The sequence below is a fragment of the Chloroflexota bacterium genome (assembly GCA_026708035.1).
In the GTDB taxonomy this organism is placed as follows: Bacteria; Chloroflexota; UBA11872; order UBA11872; family UBA11872; genus JAJECS01.
The window spans coordinates 1-16,374 of the sequence record JAPOVQ010000004.1; the positions used below are offsets into that span (position 1 = coordinate 1).

Sequence of the window (16,374 nt, forward strand, 5' to 3'; positions counted from 1 at the left end):
GGCGGTGCCGAGGCCCTTCCCCACGCGCCCCGCCCCCAATAATTCAAAGGTCTCCTTCCAGGGAGAGGGGACCGGACCAGGCTGCGGCGCGGCGGAGAGCCGCCGGTGCGCCATGCCTTCTCCGTGCTGCTTGGATTCCTCGCTGCGCTCGGAATGACGGAATGGGCGGGTCTGAGACCCGCCCCTACACCAAATCTCCAGGGACCCCCGGGCTGACCGGACTGGATTCCGGCCTTCGCCGGAATGACGGAGGGGGGCTGGGAGTGAATGGGGTCGGATCCCACGCTGCCCGCGGCGCGGGCCACCGGAGACGCAGCGCGGGCTACCGGACAGCCCCTCACCCTAGCCCTCTCCCCGTGGGAGAGGGGACTGGGCGAGGCGCCTCCAGGTTGAATGGGGGATGGATTTCCGCTCCCCGCCTGCGCGGGAACAGGCTCCGCGGAAATGACGGAGTGGGGCGGTTCGCGAACCGTCTCTACGCGCTTGCTACTCGAAGACTGGCTAGGCAATGGCGTCCAGGAAGTTGACGTAGACGCGCTGGTGCTCCCAGAGCAGGCGCTCGGTGCCCATCCACATCCACTCTTGTGGGGTGAAGTAGGCGGAGACGTCGGCTTCGGCGCCGACGCGGCCGACCCATTGCAGCCAGTGCAGGTTGTCGGATTGCATGAGCCAGTGGGCGATTTCGATCAGCTCCGCGTCGCCGGTCATTCGGGCCGCGCCGTAGGCCACGCTCATGAGGCGGTAGATGGCCTGCTGGGCGTGGTTGCCGAGGAAGAATTCGAGGCCGCCGCTCTCGCCCGCCCAGGTGGCCGGGAACGGTGTGAGCGGCAGGTCGTGGACCTGCTGGTCCGGCGCTTGCAGGAGCTCGCTGGGCGTGACGCAGGTGACGCCCTTCTCCGCGAGTGCACTCGGCAAGGCCTCGAGGAACTCGAAGATGCCGGTGTCGCGATTGTGATGCTCGCCGAAGGTCTCGAAGTCCCACGCGAGCAACACGAATTCGCCGGGCGCGTCGCGGACCCACTGCGCGTAGGTGTCGGCCATGAGTGGCCAGCGGTCCCAGCTGTGATTCGAGAAGCGGTAGCCGACATCGTCGCTGAGGGGAAAGTGCCGGGGAAGGACCCTTAGCGACCCGCCGTCGAAGCTATAGAGATGCGTGGATTCGCGCCAGTCCATGACCCAGCCGCGGCCATCGACGAAGGTTCCCTGGTAGCCGGCGGCTTGCAGGGCGCGATAGCTATCGGCGGACATTAGCATTTCGGTGGTGTCGGCCACGACCGGCTCGACGCCGAAACGCTTGGCCGCGCCGGATCGGGCCAACTCCATTTGGGTCACGAATGTCGGCAGGTCAATGAGCATGGTCATGGCGTGAAAGGGCTCCACGGCCACAAGCTCGGCGCGGGGATGGGCCACGAGCGCCTGCATTTCCTCCAGCAGCTCGGGCGCCCAGGTCTCGAACTGCTTGACCGTGGAGAGCGGCACGCCGAGCGACAGCGTCAGGCCCTCGTCCAGCAGCCGCCGCCAGAGCGGCAGCGCGGGGCGGTAGCACCAGCGCGCGACCTTTTGGAAGTAGTGGCGGTTGAGGTCCTGATCGAACATCAGACGCGCCAACTCGGCGGCGGACGCGCCCCGCGGCAACTCCACCGCCGGCAGCCGCACGCGACGCGGCTGGTGCAGCACCGTGTAGATGACCAGTTGCTCGGCCAGAGGTCGTCAACTCCTGGGCCGATGTCGAGTCCGGCCCACGTGATGCTACAGCCCGCGCAACCCCTGCCGTTGTCCGGCGAGATGCAACTTGCTCAGGAGCAATGGCAGCAGCGCGTCCCACGTGTGCAGTTGGGCCGTCTCCCGAGCGCCGGCGCGGATGCGCTCGGCCAGCTTGGGATCGTCGCGCAGCAGCCTCGCCACCTGCACGATTTCGTCCGGGCTGCCGACATCGTCCAGGACCACGCTGTTGCGCATGGGAATGGCGTAGTCCTCGCCGGTCGAGCCGACATAGGCGACGCCGCCTGCCGCCATGGCCTCCAGGCCGACCAAGCCGAACGGCTCGTAGCCGCTGTTGGCGAGCAGGCCGTCCGCGGCGGCGTAGAGCAACGGCAGCGCGTCGTCCGGCAGGAAGAACTCGAGGTTGAGCACGGCGGCCTCGGGGTCGGCCTCGCCAAGGGCCTGCGCGATGCCGGCGACCGATCGATCGTCGGTGTGCACGCCGACCGCCCGGAGCCCGCGCCAGGCCATGTGGCCATAGACCTCGTGGGCGTGATCTTCCAGCTGTCCGCCCTTCATCACCAGGCGGGCCGGCACGCCGATTTCCCGCAAGCGATACACGGCCTCCACGGCGGCCAGCCAGCCCTTGTCGGGATCCATGCGCCCGAGCTTGAAGAACCAGGGAGCGGGTCCGAGGGCGTCGCGAAGGGCACTCACCGAGTTGGCATCGACGGGCTCCAGCAACTCCGACGGGATGCCGTTGGGAATCACCAGCGGATTGACGCCGTGCGACCACATCTGGGTCTTGACGAAGCGTGATACTGCGGTGAACTGCGCCACGTATCCCAGGCGATTCCAGTTGATGCGGTCGAACGACATGTCGTTGTTGGCGTTCCAGAGCAGGACGGCGGCGTCGCGGATGCCGACGAAGTGCAGGGAGTCGCTGAGCCGGGATAGGGCGTCGGCGGTGTGCCACTCCTCGGCGATGATGGCCACGCGGCGCCCGGTGGCCAGGGCCGGCTCGACGATGGCTTGCGTGACGAAGGCCGGAACCGAATCCTGGTAGTCATGAACCTTGGCGATTTCGTCGGCGTAGGCGCCTTCCGGGTGCGAGGCGCTGATCCACTGGCACCAACGATGGAGATGCAGGCAGCCGTCCTCGCGCGTCTCCCCGCCAGGCAGCGCCGGGTCGCCGACGAAGACCAGGTGCGTCTGAAAGCCGTGCCTGGCGAGCGCGCGGGTGAGCTGGGTGACGCGTACGCCGAGCCCGCCGGCCTGGGCGTAGGGTTGGTCGGGTCCTTCGAAGGACAGGAAGACGAACTCGAGGTTGTCGGGGGTGAATGACATGCGGCGGGCGGGGGCCTTGGAGCGCTCAGGTGGGAGTGCCGCCATAGTACCGGCGGGTTGGGGCTTGCGAGGTGGATGCCTGGGGACTGACTTCCCGCGTTCGGAGACGTTTGCAAGACCCCGAACGGGCGGGTCTGAGACCCGCCCCTACCGTGATGGCCCAGCACTCGTCGAATATTTGCCGAACTGGATTCCGGCCCCGTATCGAGTACGGGGCAGGCTTTTCGCCGGAATGACGGAAGTATTCCCGTCCGGATTGGATGGAGCCTGGATTCTCGACTTGGGAGCCTCCCACGCGACCGGTCGACAGCCCAGGCCGATGCCGCGGATCACCCTCACCCTAGCCCTCTCCCATCAAGGGAGAGGGGATCGGACCCGGTCTCCGGCCTCCGGCGGAGCGGTGACGCAAGGGACTCCGTTCGCGGGAATGGCGGAGGCTGGCGCGCCGGGATTAGCGGATGGCGGGTCCCATGCCGCACGCCGCGCAGGCCACTCGGGCCGGGCAAGACTACGTCGGTGTAGGGGCGGCCCTTGTGGCTGCCCTGGTTGTCCCCGGAGGGCGCCCACAAGGGGCGCCCCTACACGGACATCTCGCCCCTCGTGCCCATTTCACACATCGGTCAGATTGCGAGACTCAGCCGGACTGCAGATAACAACGGCGTTGCCGAAGGTGCTCAGCTATGGAGATGCGTCAGCCGTCGGATTGAGGGCGTGAGCATCACGGTGAGAGGCCCTAGAGAGTCTGACGCCGAGGCTCAGGGTGAGGCGCTGGGCGCGGGCGTGGGGCGGGCGGCGGCGATTGTGGTGGCGTCGATCCTGGTCAGCCGGGTGCTGGGGTTCGTGCGCCAGGCCGCCATCAATGCCGAATTCGGCGTGGGACCGGAAGCCGACGCGTGGTTCGCGGCCTTCCGCATTCCGGACACGATCTTCATGCTGCTGGCCGGCGGCGCGCTGCTGTCGGCGGTGATCCCGGTCTACGCCGAGGTGAAGGCGCGCGGGGATCGCCGGGCGCTGGGGCGGTTCGTGGGTCGAATCGGGACATTGGTCGCCGGGGCCAGCGCGGTGCTGGCGGGAATCAGCGCCCTGCTGGCCGAGCCGCTGATGCGCGTGGTGGCGCCAGGCTTCCCGGACGCCACCGTGGCGCTGGCGACCGACGCGGCGCGCTGGCTGATGATCTCCCCGGTGGTCTTGGCCATGAGCGCCGTGGCCAAGGCGGCGCTGCAGGCCGAGCGCAGATTCGCCCTGCCGGCGCTGAGTCCGCTGCTCTACAACCTGGGGATCATCGCGGGCGCGCTGGGTCTGGCGCGCGTCTTCGGCCTCACCGGCCTGGTGTGGGGCACGCTGATCGGCACGGGCCTGCACCTGCTGGTGCAAGTGCCCGGGCTACCGACAATCCTGGTCTCGCGCGCGGCCACGACGCGTCGGTTCGACGTCATGACGTGGCATCCCGGCGCGGCTATGGCGGACCCGGACGTGCGCAAGGTCATCCGCCTGATGGTGCCGCGCATGCTCGGGGTGGCGGTCCTGCAGGCCAGCCTGATCTACATCAACATCCTGGCGTCGTTGCAGGGGCCGTCGGCCGTGGCGGTGCTCAACAACGCCTTCCTGCTCATGCTGCTGCCGCTGGGCGTGTTCGGCATGGCGCTGGGCGAAGCGGCGTTGCCGGATCTGGCCCATCGCTGGATCAGCGGGGACCGGGCCGCGTTCGCTGGCCGCGTGCACGGCGTGGGACGGATCGTGCTGTTCCTGAGCGTGCCGGCGGCCGTGGTACTGGCGGTGCTGGCAGAGCCCATCGTCTCCGTGGCCTTCGAACGGCATGCGTTCGACGCCCGAGCCACCGAGCTGACGGCCAACGCGCTGCGGTTCTACGCCGTGGGCCTGGCGGGGCATGCGGCGGTGGAGGTGCTGGTGCGCGGATTCTTCGCCATGCACGACACGCGCACGCCGGTGGTGGTGGGTATCGGCTCGCTGGCGTTGCACATGGTGCTGTCGTGGGCCTTTTCGGTAGTCATGGGAAATCCGGGGATCGCGCTGGGGCTTTCTATCGGCGTCCTGGTCGAGGCCGTGATCCTGGTGGCGATTCTGCGCCGTCGCGGCGGCGTGCTGCTTCACGGCAGCGACGCGCGCTGGGTGCTCAGCATCGTCCTGGCGGCCGCGCTGATGGGGGCCGCGATCGGGGGGTTGCGGCTGGCGACCTGGCCGGCGGCGGACGCCATCACGGGCGGCGGCTGGCTGGCGGCCTACCTGGCGACGGCGCTGGTGGTGTACGTGGGCGTCGCGCGCCTGATGCGCAATCCGGAGCTCGATGAAGTCGTCGGGCAAATCGCCGGCCGGCTGCGGCGCGCGGCCGGCTGAATAGAATCAGGCATGAACCCCGGCGGCGAGGTCGATCAAGCGCACACGCGCAACTTCTGCATCATCGCGCACATAGACCACGGCAAATCGACGCTGGCCGACCGCATGCTGGAGCGCACGGCCACGCTGACGGCGCGCCAGATGCGCGACCAGGTGCTCGATTCCATGGACCTCGAGCGTGAGCGCGGCATCACCATCAAGGCGCATCCGGTGCGCATGGAGCTGGACCTGGCCGGGACCGCATATACGCTGAATCTGATCGACACGCCGGGCCACGTGGACTTCAGCTACGAGGTGTCGCGCTCGCTGGCCGCGTGCGAGGGGGCGGTGTTGCTGGTGGACGCCAGCCAGGGCATCGAGGCCCAGACGCTGGCGAACGCCTACGTGGCGGTCGAGCACGACCTGACGGTGATCCCGGTCGTGAACAAGATCGATCTGCCGACCGCTCGAGCCGACGTGGTGGCGCAGGAGCTGGCGGACTTTCTCGGCGCGAGCGTGGATGACGTTGTGCATGTTTCCGCCAAGTCGGGCGATGGCGTGGACGACCTGCTGCACCGAATCGTCGATGCAGTCCCGCCGCCGGCGGGCGATCCGGACGCCCCGCTGCGGGCGCTGGTGGTCGACTCGAGCTACGACCAGCACCGCGGCGTGGTGGCGAGCGTGCGGGTGTTCGATGGGTCGCTGCGCCGGAATGAGCGCTTGCGGCTGATGCAGACCGGGACGCGCGCCGAGGCGGTCGAGACGGGGGTGTTCACGCCGGCGGTGAGCGCCCGCGAGGGGCTGACGACGGGCCACGTGGGCTACGTGGCCACCGGGCTCAAGGAGGTCCGCGAGTGGCCCGTGGGCGACACGGTGACCCACGAGCACGCGCCGGCGACACAGCCGCTGCCGGGCTACCGCACGCCGAAGCCGCTGGTGTTCGCCAGCCTCTACTCCACCGATCCCGAGGGCTACACGGACTTGCGCGAGGCGCTGGATCGCCTGCGGCTGAGCGACCCCGCGATCGTGAGCCAGCCGGAGCAGTCGGCGGCATTGGGGTTCGGGTTTCGCTGCGGGTTCCTGGGCGTGCTGCACATGGACATCGTGCGCGAGCGCCTGGAGCGTGAATACGAGCTGGAGCTGGTGCTCACGACACCGCAGGTGGAGTACGAGGTCGCCACGCGCGACGACCAGCTGATGCGAGTGGATCGACCGGCCGACCTGCCGGAGCCATCGCAAATCCGCGAAGTGCGCGAGCCGTGGATGGTGGTGACTATCGTGACGCCGGAGGCTCACCTGGGCGGGGTGATCGAGCTGTTGCAGTCCCGGCGCGGTGAGCACCGGCGGCTCGAATATCTCGAGCCGACGCGCGTGCTGCTGGAATACGGGCTGCCGCTCGGCGAGATGCTGACGGAGTTCTTTGATGCGCTCAAGTCCGCGACGCGGGGCTATGGCTCGCTCGATTACAGCTTTGGGGAGTATCGGGCCGGGGACTTCGTGCGGCTGGACATGCGGCTCAACGGACAGATGGTGGATGCGCTGTCGACGATCGTGCCCCGGGCGCGCGCCGCGGAGATCGGGCGCGACCTGGCCCTGCGACTGAAGCGCGAGATTCCGCGGCAGCAGTTCGAAGTGAGCGTGCAGGCGGCAGTGGGGTCGCGCATCGTGGCGCGGGAAACCGTGCGGCCGGTGCGGAAGGACGTGCTGGCCAAGTGCTACGGGCGCGACGTGAGCCGCAAGCGCAAGCTGTTGGAAGCGCAGAAGGCCGGCAAGCAGCGCCTCAAGCGAGTAGGCCAGATCGACGTGCCACAGGAGGCGTTCACCGCCGTGCTGCGATCGGGCGGCGCGGGTGGGACGCGGCGGCGGCGGGCGTAGACGCGCCGGGCTTTTTTGTCAGAACATAAGCAATTGCGATACTTATTCACTGTCCTTATGACGGAGCAAAGTCGACGCGCGCGTCGGCACCGGCACGGTCGCCCTCGCGGCGCACATTGCTCGGTGATATACTTCAAGGGAGCGGCCTAGCGGCGACATATTGGCGGACGCGGCCCGCTTTTCTTTGTCTCTGGGGAGGGACTCGAACTAACGGCCGAAGGAGGCAGCGATGCGCAGCGAGTTCATCCTCGCCTTGCAGCAGCTTGCCGACGAGAAGGGCATCCAGGTCGATGCCGTCCTTGACTCCCTCCGCACGGCTGTAGCGTCCGCCTATCTCGACTCCAACACCGAGTACGACGACATCGACGTCGAGATCTCGCCGGATACGGGCGAGGCCACCATTTACGCCAACAAGACCGTGGTGGACGAGGTGACCGATCCGCTGCGCGAGATTTCGCTCGCGGACGCGCGCGCCTACGACGACACGGTGCCCCTGGGCGAAATCTTCCAGATCGACGTGACGCCGCCAAATTTCGGACGCATCGCCACCCAACGCGCACGACAGGCCATGCAGCAGGCGCTGCGCGACGCGGAGCAGATGGAGGTCTACACCCAGTTCATCGAGCACCAGGGCGAGATCCTCGTCGGGCGGGTGACGCGGGTGGAGTCGCGCGGAGTGTTCGTGGAGCTGGGCCGCGCCGAGGCCGTCATGCCCGTGGCCGAGCAGATTCCCGGCGAGTTCTACCGCGTGGGCCAGCGACTGCGCGTGCTGTTGCTCGAGGTGGCGGAAGGCGGCCGCGGGACGCAGCTGCGGGTCTCGCGCGGGCACGCCGACTTCGTGCGCCGGTTGTTCGAGCGCGAGGTGCCGGAGATTCAGAACGGCCTGGTGGAGATCACCGGCATCGCCCGCGACGCCGGCGTGCGCTCGAAGGTTGCCGTGCGCTCACTGCAGGACGGGCTGGATCCGGTTGGCGCCTGCGTGGGCATGCGCGGCACGCGGATTCAGAACATTCTTCGCGAGCTGGGGCAGGAAAAAGCCGAGATCATCGAGTGGGCGTCCGATCCCAGCGCCTTCGTGGCCAACTCGCTGAGCCCGGCGCGGGTGCAGACGGTGCACATCAGCCACGCGGAACGCACGGCGGACGTCTTCGTGCATCCGGACATGGTCTCGCTGGCGATCGGCCGCGAAGGGCAGAACTCGCGGCTGGCCGCACGGCTGACCGGCTTTCGCATCAACATCCGCGACGCGTCGGCGCCCGCGGAAGCCCGCGGCGTGGCCGCGCCGGACGAGGACGAGGCCGACGCGGATACTTCGAGGGACAACGGGTCCAGTGGCGCCGCCGACGAGGCCGGGGAAATGGATGTGGACACGGCCGGCGCTACCGCCGAGCGGCCGGCGGCCGGGTCCGCGGAGACATAGCTCTGCGTCATCAGCCTCAGCGCACCTGCATCGCCTGCCGCACCAAGCGTTTCAAGCGCGAGCTTGTGCGCATCGTGCGGACGCCCGCGGGAGCGGTCGAGCTCGACTCCGGCGGGCGCGCGCCCGGTCGCGGCGCCTACATTTGCCGCGATGAGGCATGCTGGCCCTCGGCGATCAAACGGGGCGCGCTGGCGGCACAGCTTCGAGTAACTATTCCCAATTCGACGATCGAAGAACTCGGCCATGAACTGGACGCTGCCCGAGAGCGGCGCCTTCAGCCCACGATGAGCGACTAGCGTGGCGCGTGGTCGCCGCCCGGCGCGGCGCGCCCCCCATCGACCCGGCGGCCGCCGCAAGGCCCCGCCGCCGTCTCCGGCCGCGCCCGCACCGGCGCCCGTGGCCCCTGAAGCCGCGCCGATGCGAACCGTCCCCCTGCCCGAGACGGCCACCATCGCGCAGATCGCCGAACGCGCCGAGGTTGAAAGCACCGACATCATCGTCGAGCTGCTCTCGCGCAACGTGCTGGCGACCATCAATGCCGCCATCGACCGGGATACGGCTCGGGCGGTATTGGCCAAGCTCGGCGTCGACGTCACCGACGAGGAGACCGCCGCCCCACCGGCGGCAGCCGAAGTCAAGGAAGCCGCGCCGGCCGACGACGAGGCGCCGGCGGGCGAGCCGCGGCCGCCGGTGGTGACGGTCATGGGTCACGTGGACCACGGCAAGACCACGTTGCTGGACGCCATCCGGCAGACGCAGGTCGCCCTGGGCGAGCACGGCGGGATCACGCAGAGCATCGGCGCCTATCAGGTGACGACCGGCGAGGGCGCCATCACGTTCATCGACACGCCGGGCCATGAAGCGTTCACCGCCATGCGGGCACGCGGCGCCGGGGTGACCGACATCGTGGTGGTGGTGGTGGCCGCCGATGACGGTGTGATGCCGCAGACGGTCGAAGCCATTGGACACGCCAGGGCCGCCGGAGTGCCGATGATCATGGCGGTCAACAAGATCGACCTGCCGACGGCCAACCCGGAGCGCGCCTACCAGCAGCTGACCGAGCATGAAGTGGTGGTGGAGGCCTACGGTGGGGACGTCGTGGCGGTGCCGCTGTCGGCCGAGCAAGGCGACGGCATCGACGAGCTGCTGGAATACATCAATCTGACGGCGCAACTCGAGGAGCTGCGGGCGCCCGTGGACGGACCGGCGGTGGCGACCGTGATCGAGACGCGGCTCGACCGCAGCCAGGGGCCCATTGCCAGCGCCATCGTCACGAGCGGAACGCTGAGCGTCGGCGACCAGGTGCAGGTGGGGAACGTCGAAGGTCGCGTGCGCGCGCTGTTCGACCACCACGGCGAGCGGCTCAAGCAAGCCGGTCCGTCGACGCCGGTGCAGGTGGTCGGCCTGGAATCAACCCCCGCCGCCGGCGATCAGTTGCGGGTGGCGAAGCGGAGCAAGCGACGCCGGCGCGCCGAGCGATCGGCGGCGCAGCGCGGCGGCGGCGAGCAGGCGATCCGTCTGAGCCTGGAGCAACTGGCGGCGCAGATGACCGCGGGCCAGCTCCACCAGCTGAGCGTGGTGGTGAAGGCCAGCACGGACGGCGCGGCGGCCGCGGTGGTGAAATCGCTGGCCGACGTCGGCGAGGCTCGCACCCGGGCCGTGGTGATCTACGAGGGCGTGGGGACCATCACGGAATCGGACGTGAATCTGGCCGCCGCCGCCGAGGGCATCGTGGTTGGATTCGACGTGCGGATCGACCCGGCCGCCCGCGCCGAGGCCGATCGCCAGGGCGTGGACGTGCGGGTCTACTTCACGATCTACGAGCTGATCGATGAGGTCGACGCCGCCCTGCGAGGAATGCTGGAGCCAGAGGAATTCGAGGTGGTCGACGGACGGCTCGAGATTCGCGGCGAATTCCGCAGCGAACGCACGCTGCAGATCGTCGGCGGCATGGTGCTGACGGGACGCATCTACCGGGGCGCCGACGTGCGCATCCTCCGGCGCGGCGAAGAAATCGGCCAGGGCCGGATTGGTACCGTGCGGCGGTTTGCCGATGCGGTGGAGGAAGTGCGCGAAGGATTTGACTGCGGGCTGGGCGTTCAGACGACGACGAACATCGAGCTTGCGGACATCATCGAGGTCTTCCACACCGAGACCCGTCAACCCTGATCGCCGGAGCCGCTCGAATGCCCACGCGCCGCCCCGAGCGCATCGCCTCCCAGATTGCCCGCGAAGCCAGCGAGATCGTCCGGTTCACGCTCGGCGACCCGAGTATCCGGCTCGCCTCGGTCAATCGCGCACTGGTGAGCCCCGATCTTCGCCGCGCAACCATCTTTGTCACGGTGCTTGGCGACGCGGAACAGTGCGAGGAGTCGCTGGCGGCGCTGGAGCGAGCCGAAGGCGTCGTGCGGCGCGAGCTGAGCGCGCGCCTGCGGCTGCGATTCACACCCGAGATCAGGTTCCAGCTCGACCCGGCCATGGTGACGGAAGAGCGCCTGCGCCAGTTGCTGGATGAGGAGCGCGAGGACTCGAATCCCGGCGCGAGCCTCCCCGCCGAGCGGTCCGAGTGAGCGCCGGTCCCCAACGCACGGCGCACCTCCGGGACTGACGCCTTGTGTCCGCGCCGGTTGACGTTCCGAGCGGATTCCTCGTAACGGCCAAGCCAATCGGGGCGCGTTCGACGGCGTTGGTGCAGGCAGCGCGCGGCTGCCTGGGCCGGCGCAAGGTGGGCCATTGCGGCACGCTGGACCCCCTGGCCGCGGGCGTGTTGCCCCTGGCGATCGGCCACGCCACGCGGCTCAGCGAATACGTGCTGCGCGCGCCCAAGACCTACATTGCGGCCGTGGTCTTTGGCGTGCAAACCACCACGGACGATCTGGAAGGCGCCGTGATGGGCTCATTGCGATCATCCCCGGAACCGGCGGAGGTCCTCGGCGTACTGCCGAAGTTCGTCGGCACCCTGTGCCAGCGCCCGCCGGCGGCGTCGGCGGTGCAAGTTGACGGACGGCGGGCCTACGCGCGGTCGCGGGCGGGAGAGGATTTCACGCTCCCCGAGCGGGAGGTCGAGGTGCACGCGATCGCCGCTGTGGCACAGGCCATGGTCACGCTCGCGGTGTGCGACGACCGCCTGCTGCTGGATGGCAACGGGCCCGGCCAACCGGCGCTGGTCGTCGCCCTTGAAGTGCGGTGCGGCCGAGGGACGTTCATCCGCAGCCTGGCCCGCGATATCGGCGAGACACTTGGCTGCGGCGCGTCGTTGCTGGCGCTGGTGCGCACCGCGGTCGGCCCGTTTACCCTGGCCGACGCCATCGGCCTGGCGGCCTTGCGCCGGGCGTCGCCGGCGGAGGTCGCGGAACTGGTGCATGCACCGGATGCGGTCCTGGACGAAGTGCCCGCATGCCTGCTCGCGGCAGAGGACCGGGGCGATTTCGTGAACGGACGCCGCCTGAGATTTCGGGCCGCGCAATCGGGTCTGCATCGCTTCTACGATGCCGACGGCGCGTTTCTGGGAGTCGCGGAGCATGCCGGCGGCGAATGGCGGAAGCTCCGCGTGATGCAGGCGGCGGCATGAACCTGCCAGCAGCGATCGGCGGCTGCCCGGTATACACGGAGCTTGGCGCTCTCGGCGCGGACGAGCCGACGGCGCTCACGCTGGGCCGTTTCGACGGCGTGCACGAGGGCCACCGCGCCCTGCTGCGCGCCACGCTGGCCGCGGCGCGAGAGACGCCCGGAACCCGTGCCGTGGCGGTCACCCTGTGGCCGCCGCCAGAGTGGCTGCTGCGCCCGGCGGATCCTCGCGCGTTGCTCACGACGCTGCACGATCGGCTGGCGCTTCTGGCGGCCGCCGGCGTCGACGCCATCGTCGTGCTCACCTTCGATCTAGAATTCGCCCAACAAAGCCCGCGCGAATTTCTGAGCCGGCTGCGAGACGAGGCGGGCATGCGTCACCTGATATCGGGCCCGAATGCCCGGATCGGCAAGGGCGGCGCCGGCACGCCCCCGGTGCTGCGGTCGCTGAGCCGCGAGTTGGACTTCCACTTCCGGGAAATCGTTTGGCACGGTCCGGCCGGAACCAATCGCAGCTCAACCATTCGGGCCGCGCTGGCCCGCGGCGACATTGCCGCCGCGAACGGCGGATTGGGCCGAACCTACAGTCTCGAGGGCGTCGTGGTGCGCGGCGCGGGCGAGGGTCGGGCGCTGGGCTTCGCCACCGCGAATGTCTCGCATGCCGACTGGCTGTGCGTGCCGGGAGACGGGGTGTATGCGGGCCTGAGCGTGGCCGATGGATCCCAGCCGTTGCGCGCCGCCATCAGCATCGGCACACGTCCCACGTATGGCGAGCATCCACGAGTGGTGGAGGCTCACGTGCTGGACGCCGCGGGCGACTTCTACGACCGGCCGATGCGGCTGTTCTTCGTCTCGCGCCTGCGTCCGCAGCGCACGTTCGACGACACCGGGCAACTGGCGGAGGCGATCTCCGAGGACATTGCGGCTGTGCGCGCCGCTCGCCTGCCCTCGGCGGCGACCCTGGCGCCGTTTGTCCCGCAATAGCGCCGGCGCCGCGCCGGACCCGATCGTCCGGGTCGGCGATGTTCACAGCCAGCCGCGAGCCGTACCGACATCGGCAGCCGCTGTGCCAACATAGAAACTTGATGGTGGCTTGGTTCACTTGCGGAATCCAGTCCTCGAGTGCCCCGCCGACGGCTTCGCACAAATCACGAAAAGGACGACGCGTGGGTGATCAGTCCCGATCAAGCACCGGCAGCCCAAGAGCGGCATCGGCGCCTCGTGACCCCGCTGCGCTGAAGCGCCGGTATCTCTCGGCCATCGACATCTTTCGCGATTTGTCGCCCCAGCAGCTCAACGATGTCCACCAGATCTTTCGGATGACCAGCGTGCCGAAGGGCCGCATCGTCTTCCAGCCCGACGAGACCGGCGAGGGAATGTTCATCCTCAAGTCCGGCGGGGTGCAGGTCTACCGCATCTCACCGGAGGGCAAACGGTTCGTGGTGTCGACGGTGGAACCGGGGGCGTTCTTCGGCGAGATGGCGTTCCTGGGGCAGTCAATGTATGGCTCGTTCGCCGAAACGACCGAGGCGTCCGTGCTCTGCGCGATGAGTCGCTACGACATCGAGCAGCTCATGCAGCGCTATCCGACGGTTGCGGTGCGGATGATGCAGGCGCTCTCCCAACGGCTGAGTGAAACGGAGACGCAACTCGAGGACCTGGCGCTCAAGTCGCTGGCCGCCAGATTGGCCACCTTCATCCTGCGGCACACCGGCGACGACGACCGGCAGATGCTGGGGCTGACGCACAACGACCTGGCCGAGCGCGTGGGCACGTCCCGTGAGACGGCCACCCAGGCGCTGAATGAACTGAAGGCGGACGGGCTGATCGGCATTGGGCGCAAGCGCATCGAGATCCTGGACCGCGAGGGCCTGGAGGCGATCGCGGAGTCGTATTGAGGCCGCGGTCGGGGAATGGCTTCGGCTTTCGGAGTCGTTTGCATGACCTCAAACGGGCGGGTCTGAGACCCGCCCCTACCCCAAACCTCGAACGTGCCCTCGTCTTCCGGCCTTCGCCGGAGTGACGGAGGGGCGACGGGCGCGAGGCGTTGACGAGCGTTTTGCGCGATCTCTTGCGCCTTAGATTCCTCGCTCCGCTCGGATGACAGATGGTGGGGGGAATGGCAATGGCGCGGGCATGACGAACGACGGGAATGGTGAGCCTGCGCGGTTCCCCTCACCCGGACCCTCTCCCCGCGGGAGAGGGAGCCGGACTGGATTCCGGCCTTCGCCGGAATGACGGAGGGGCGGAGTGATGGGCCTGGGCGATTCCCGTCACCCCAACCCTCCCCCCGCGGGAGAGGGGGCCGGACTGGATTCCGGCGTTCGGCGGATGACGGACGACGGGAATGACAGCGGGCTGCATGGCGGCCTGAAATCCGGCGTGTGACACAATGCGCCGCTCGGCAGCCTCAGGAAAGCGCATGCACGGACCGCGCCCGCTAATCGCGTCGATCCGGGGCGTGGTATCGAGCGCCCACCCGCTGGCCACGCAAGCCGGCTTGCGGCTGCTGGTGGCGGGCGGCAATGCCATCGACGCGGCGGTTGCCACGGCGGCCGCGCTCAACGTGGTGGAGCCGTATATGTCGGGCGTGGCGGGCATGGGCGTGGCCACGGTGTTCGTGGCGAGCGAGGGCCGGATTCGCACGCTGGACTTCATTCCGCCGATTCCGGGCACCTACGACGCTACGACGAAGACGCGCGCGGACCTGATGCGCGGGCCGCACAGCGTCGGGACTCCGGGGAATCTGGCCGGGTGGTGCGAGTTGCTGGCCGCCCACGGCAGGCGCCCGCGCGACGAAGTCTTCGCGCCGGCGATCGACCTGGCGCGAAACGGGTATCCCATCACCGATTTCAACGCCTTCGTGATCGACGAGTCGATGGAGGTGTGCGCGGGGGACGAGGCGTGGTCCGCGATCTATACCGACAACGGCGAGTCGCCCGCGCCGGGCTGGGTGCTGCGGCAGGAGGACCTGGCACGCACGCTGGAGATGGCGGCGGCCGAAGGATCGAACGCCCTGCACCAGGGTCCGGTGGCGCGCAAGCTGGTGGACCGTTTGCAGGCGCTTGGCGGAAGCGTCTCGCTGGACGACCTGGAGGCCGTGCAACCGCGCTGGGACGACCCGGTGGCGACGAGCTATCGAGGACTGCGCGTGCACACGCCGCCGCCGCAGTCCGAGGGGTTTCAGATGTTGCAGTCGCTGCGGCTCATCGCGGGCACCGATATCGCCGCGCTGCCGCGCAACGGCATCGAGCAGCTCGACGTGGTGTTGCGGGCCATTCGCCTCGCCGCCGAGCAGCGGATTCTGAACGCGAACGCCTCGCGGGACAGGATCGACGAGATGCTGGGCGAGGCGGCGGTGGCCACGCTGCGGGAGCGGCTGGAGTCGGGCGAGCCGATCTGCGCCCGGACGCAGCTATTCGGCGAGCCGACGTCCGGTATCGCCGGGTCGCGCGAGCACACCACGTCGCTCTCGGTGGGCGACGCGGACGGCAACCTCATTTGCGTGACGCAGAGCCTGGGATCGCCATTCGGCGCGGGCATCGCCGTGCCGGGGACGGGCGTGGTGCTCAACAATTTCCTGAACTGGGGCGAGCTGCACCCGGACAGCCCCAACTACATGTCGCCGGGCGCGCCGTTGTCGCTGCCGATCGCCCCGAGCGTGACGACTCGCGACGGCGAGCCGGTGCTCGCGCTGGGAACGCCGGGCGGGCACGGCATTTGCCAGACGCAGACCCAAGCGCTGGTGAAGTGGGCCGATTATGGGCTGGGCGTGCAGCAGGCCATCGAGGACCCGCGGGGCGTCCTGGACGATGGGACGGCGCTGCGCATCGAGTCGCGGATCGCGCCGGAGACGATCGACGAACTGCGGACTCGCGGGCATGACGTGAAGGTGCTGGATGCGTTCACGAATTACGTCGGCGGCATGCAGGGCGTGGCTCGCGACCCGTCCACGGGCGTGATGACCGGCGGGGCCGACCCGCGCCGGGACGGATACGCCGCGGGGCTCTAGGCGGGCTGCTCCGCCCGGAGTGACGGATCGGGGCGGGTCCCCTCACCCCAACCCTCTCCCCGTGGAGACCTTTGAATTATTGGGGGCGGGGCGCGTGGGGAAGGGCCTCGGCACCGCC

12 protein-coding genes are annotated in these 16,374 nt (G+C 69.1%); 10 read left to right on the top strand and 2 right to left on the bottom strand.

All coding sequences use genetic code 11. From position 1 onward, the window contains the following. Positions 1 to 501 precede the first annotated feature (501 nt). Entirely contained in the window at positions 502 to 1,677 is a 1,176-nt protein-coding gene (locus OXG33_01555; protein ID MCY4112610.1) for a glycoside hydrolase, read from the bottom strand. A 72-nt stretch (positions 1,678 to 1,749) separates the two neighbouring features. Then, a complete protein-coding gene (locus OXG33_01560) occupies positions 1,750 to 3,048 on the bottom strand; it encodes a glycosyltransferase family 4 protein (GenBank protein MCY4112611.1) in 1,299 nt (432 codons plus the stop codon). Positions 3,049 to 3,759: 711 nt separating this feature from the next. Here OXG33_01560 and murJ point away from each other — a divergent pair. The 10 genes from murJ (at position 3,760) to OXG33_01610 (ending at position 16,256) form a co-directional block, all read left to right on the top strand. Continuing rightward, complete coding sequence (murJ, locus tag OXG33_01565) at positions 3,760 to 5,403, top strand: murein biosynthesis integral membrane protein MurJ (GenBank protein ID MCY4112612.1); 1,644 nt, start codon at positions 3,760 to 3,762, stop codon at positions 5,401 to 5,403. 12 nt (positions 5,404 to 5,415) lie between these two features. Continuing rightward, the gene (gene lepA / locus OXG33_01570) at positions 5,416 to 7,257 is read left to right on the top strand and encodes a translation elongation factor 4 (protein ID MCY4112613.1); all 1,842 of its coding nucleotides are present in this window, start codon (positions 5,416 to 5,418) and stop codon (positions 7,255 to 7,257) included. Between the two features lie 229 nt (positions 7,258 to 7,486). After that, the gene (gene nusA / locus OXG33_01575) at positions 7,487 to 8,677 is read left to right on the top strand and encodes a transcription termination factor NusA (protein MCY4112614.1); all 1,191 of its coding nucleotides are present in this window, start codon (positions 7,487 to 7,489) and stop codon (positions 8,675 to 8,677) included. Beyond that, on the top strand, positions 8,674 to 8,973 hold the full coding sequence (locus OXG33_01580; GenBank protein ID MCY4112615.1) for a YlxR family protein: 300 nt from the start codon (positions 8,674 to 8,676) through the stop codon (positions 8,971 to 8,973). The genes nusA and OXG33_01580 overlap by 4 nt, the downstream gene beginning before the upstream one ends. A gap of 121 nt (positions 8,974 to 9,094) precedes the next feature. Then, positions 9,095 to 10,846 carry a translation initiation factor IF-2 gene (infB, locus tag OXG33_01585; protein ID MCY4112616.1) on the top strand — a complete coding sequence of 584 codons (1,752 nt, stop codon included), beginning with the start codon at positions 9,095 to 9,097 and terminating at the stop codon, positions 10,844 to 10,846. A 17-nt stretch (positions 10,847 to 10,863) separates the two neighbouring features. Continuing rightward, on the top strand, positions 10,864 to 11,247 hold the full coding sequence (rbfA, locus tag OXG33_01590) for a 30S ribosome-binding factor RbfA (protein ID MCY4112617.1): 384 nt from the start codon (positions 10,864 to 10,866) through the stop codon (positions 11,245 to 11,247). A 44-nt stretch (positions 11,248 to 11,291) separates the two neighbouring features. Further along, positions 11,292 to 12,248: a tRNA pseudouridine(55) synthase TruB gene (gene truB / locus OXG33_01595; GenBank protein MCY4112618.1), complete on the top strand. Its 957-nt coding sequence runs from the start codon at positions 11,292 to 11,294 to the stop codon at positions 12,246 to 12,248. Next, positions 12,245 to 13,228 (top strand): bifunctional riboflavin kinase/FAD synthetase, encoded by a 984-nt coding sequence (locus OXG33_01600; protein ID MCY4112619.1) that lies wholly within the window; start codon positions 12,245 to 12,247, stop codon positions 13,226 to 13,228. Before truB ends, OXG33_01600 begins: the two co-directional genes overlap by 4 nt. Positions 13,229 to 13,410: 182 nt before the next feature. Further along, positions 13,411 to 14,142: a Crp/Fnr family transcriptional regulator gene (locus OXG33_01605; protein ID MCY4112620.1), complete on the top strand. Its 732-nt coding sequence runs from the start codon at positions 13,411 to 13,413 to the stop codon at positions 14,140 to 14,142. Between the two features lie 524 nt (positions 14,143 to 14,666). After that, positions 14,667 to 16,256: a gamma-glutamyltransferase gene (locus tag OXG33_01610; protein ID MCY4112621.1), complete on the top strand. Its 1,590-nt coding sequence runs from the start codon at positions 14,667 to 14,669 to the stop codon at positions 16,254 to 16,256. The last annotated feature ends 118 nt before the right edge of the window (positions 16,257 to 16,374 follow it).

Excerpts from the sequence above, each read along its gene's own strand:
- OXG33_01560 (MCY4112611.1), bottom strand. The coding sequence starts at position 3,048 with ATGTCATTCACCCCCGACAACCTCGAGTTCGTCTTCCTGTCCTTCGAA.
- lepA (MCY4112613.1), top strand. The coding sequence starts at position 5,416 with ATGAACCCCGGCGGCGAGGTCGATCAAGCGCACACGCGCAACTTCTGC.
- nusA (MCY4112614.1), top strand. The coding sequence starts at position 7,487 with ATGCGCAGCGAGTTCATCCTCGCCTTGCAGCAGCTTGCCGACGAGAAG.
- infB (MCY4112616.1), top strand. The coding sequence starts at position 9,095 with ATGCGAACCGTCCCCCTGCCCGAGACGGCCACCATCGCGCAGATCGCC.
- rbfA (MCY4112617.1), top strand. The coding sequence starts at position 10,864 with ATGCCCACGCGCCGCCCCGAGCGCATCGCCTCCCAGATTGCCCGCGAA.
- OXG33_01600 (MCY4112619.1), top strand. The coding sequence starts at position 12,245 with ATGAACCTGCCAGCAGCGATCGGCGGCTGCCCGGTATACACGGAGCTT.
- OXG33_01610 (MCY4112621.1), top strand. The coding sequence starts at position 14,667 with ATGCACGGACCGCGCCCGCTAATCGCGTCGATCCGGGGCGTGGTATCG.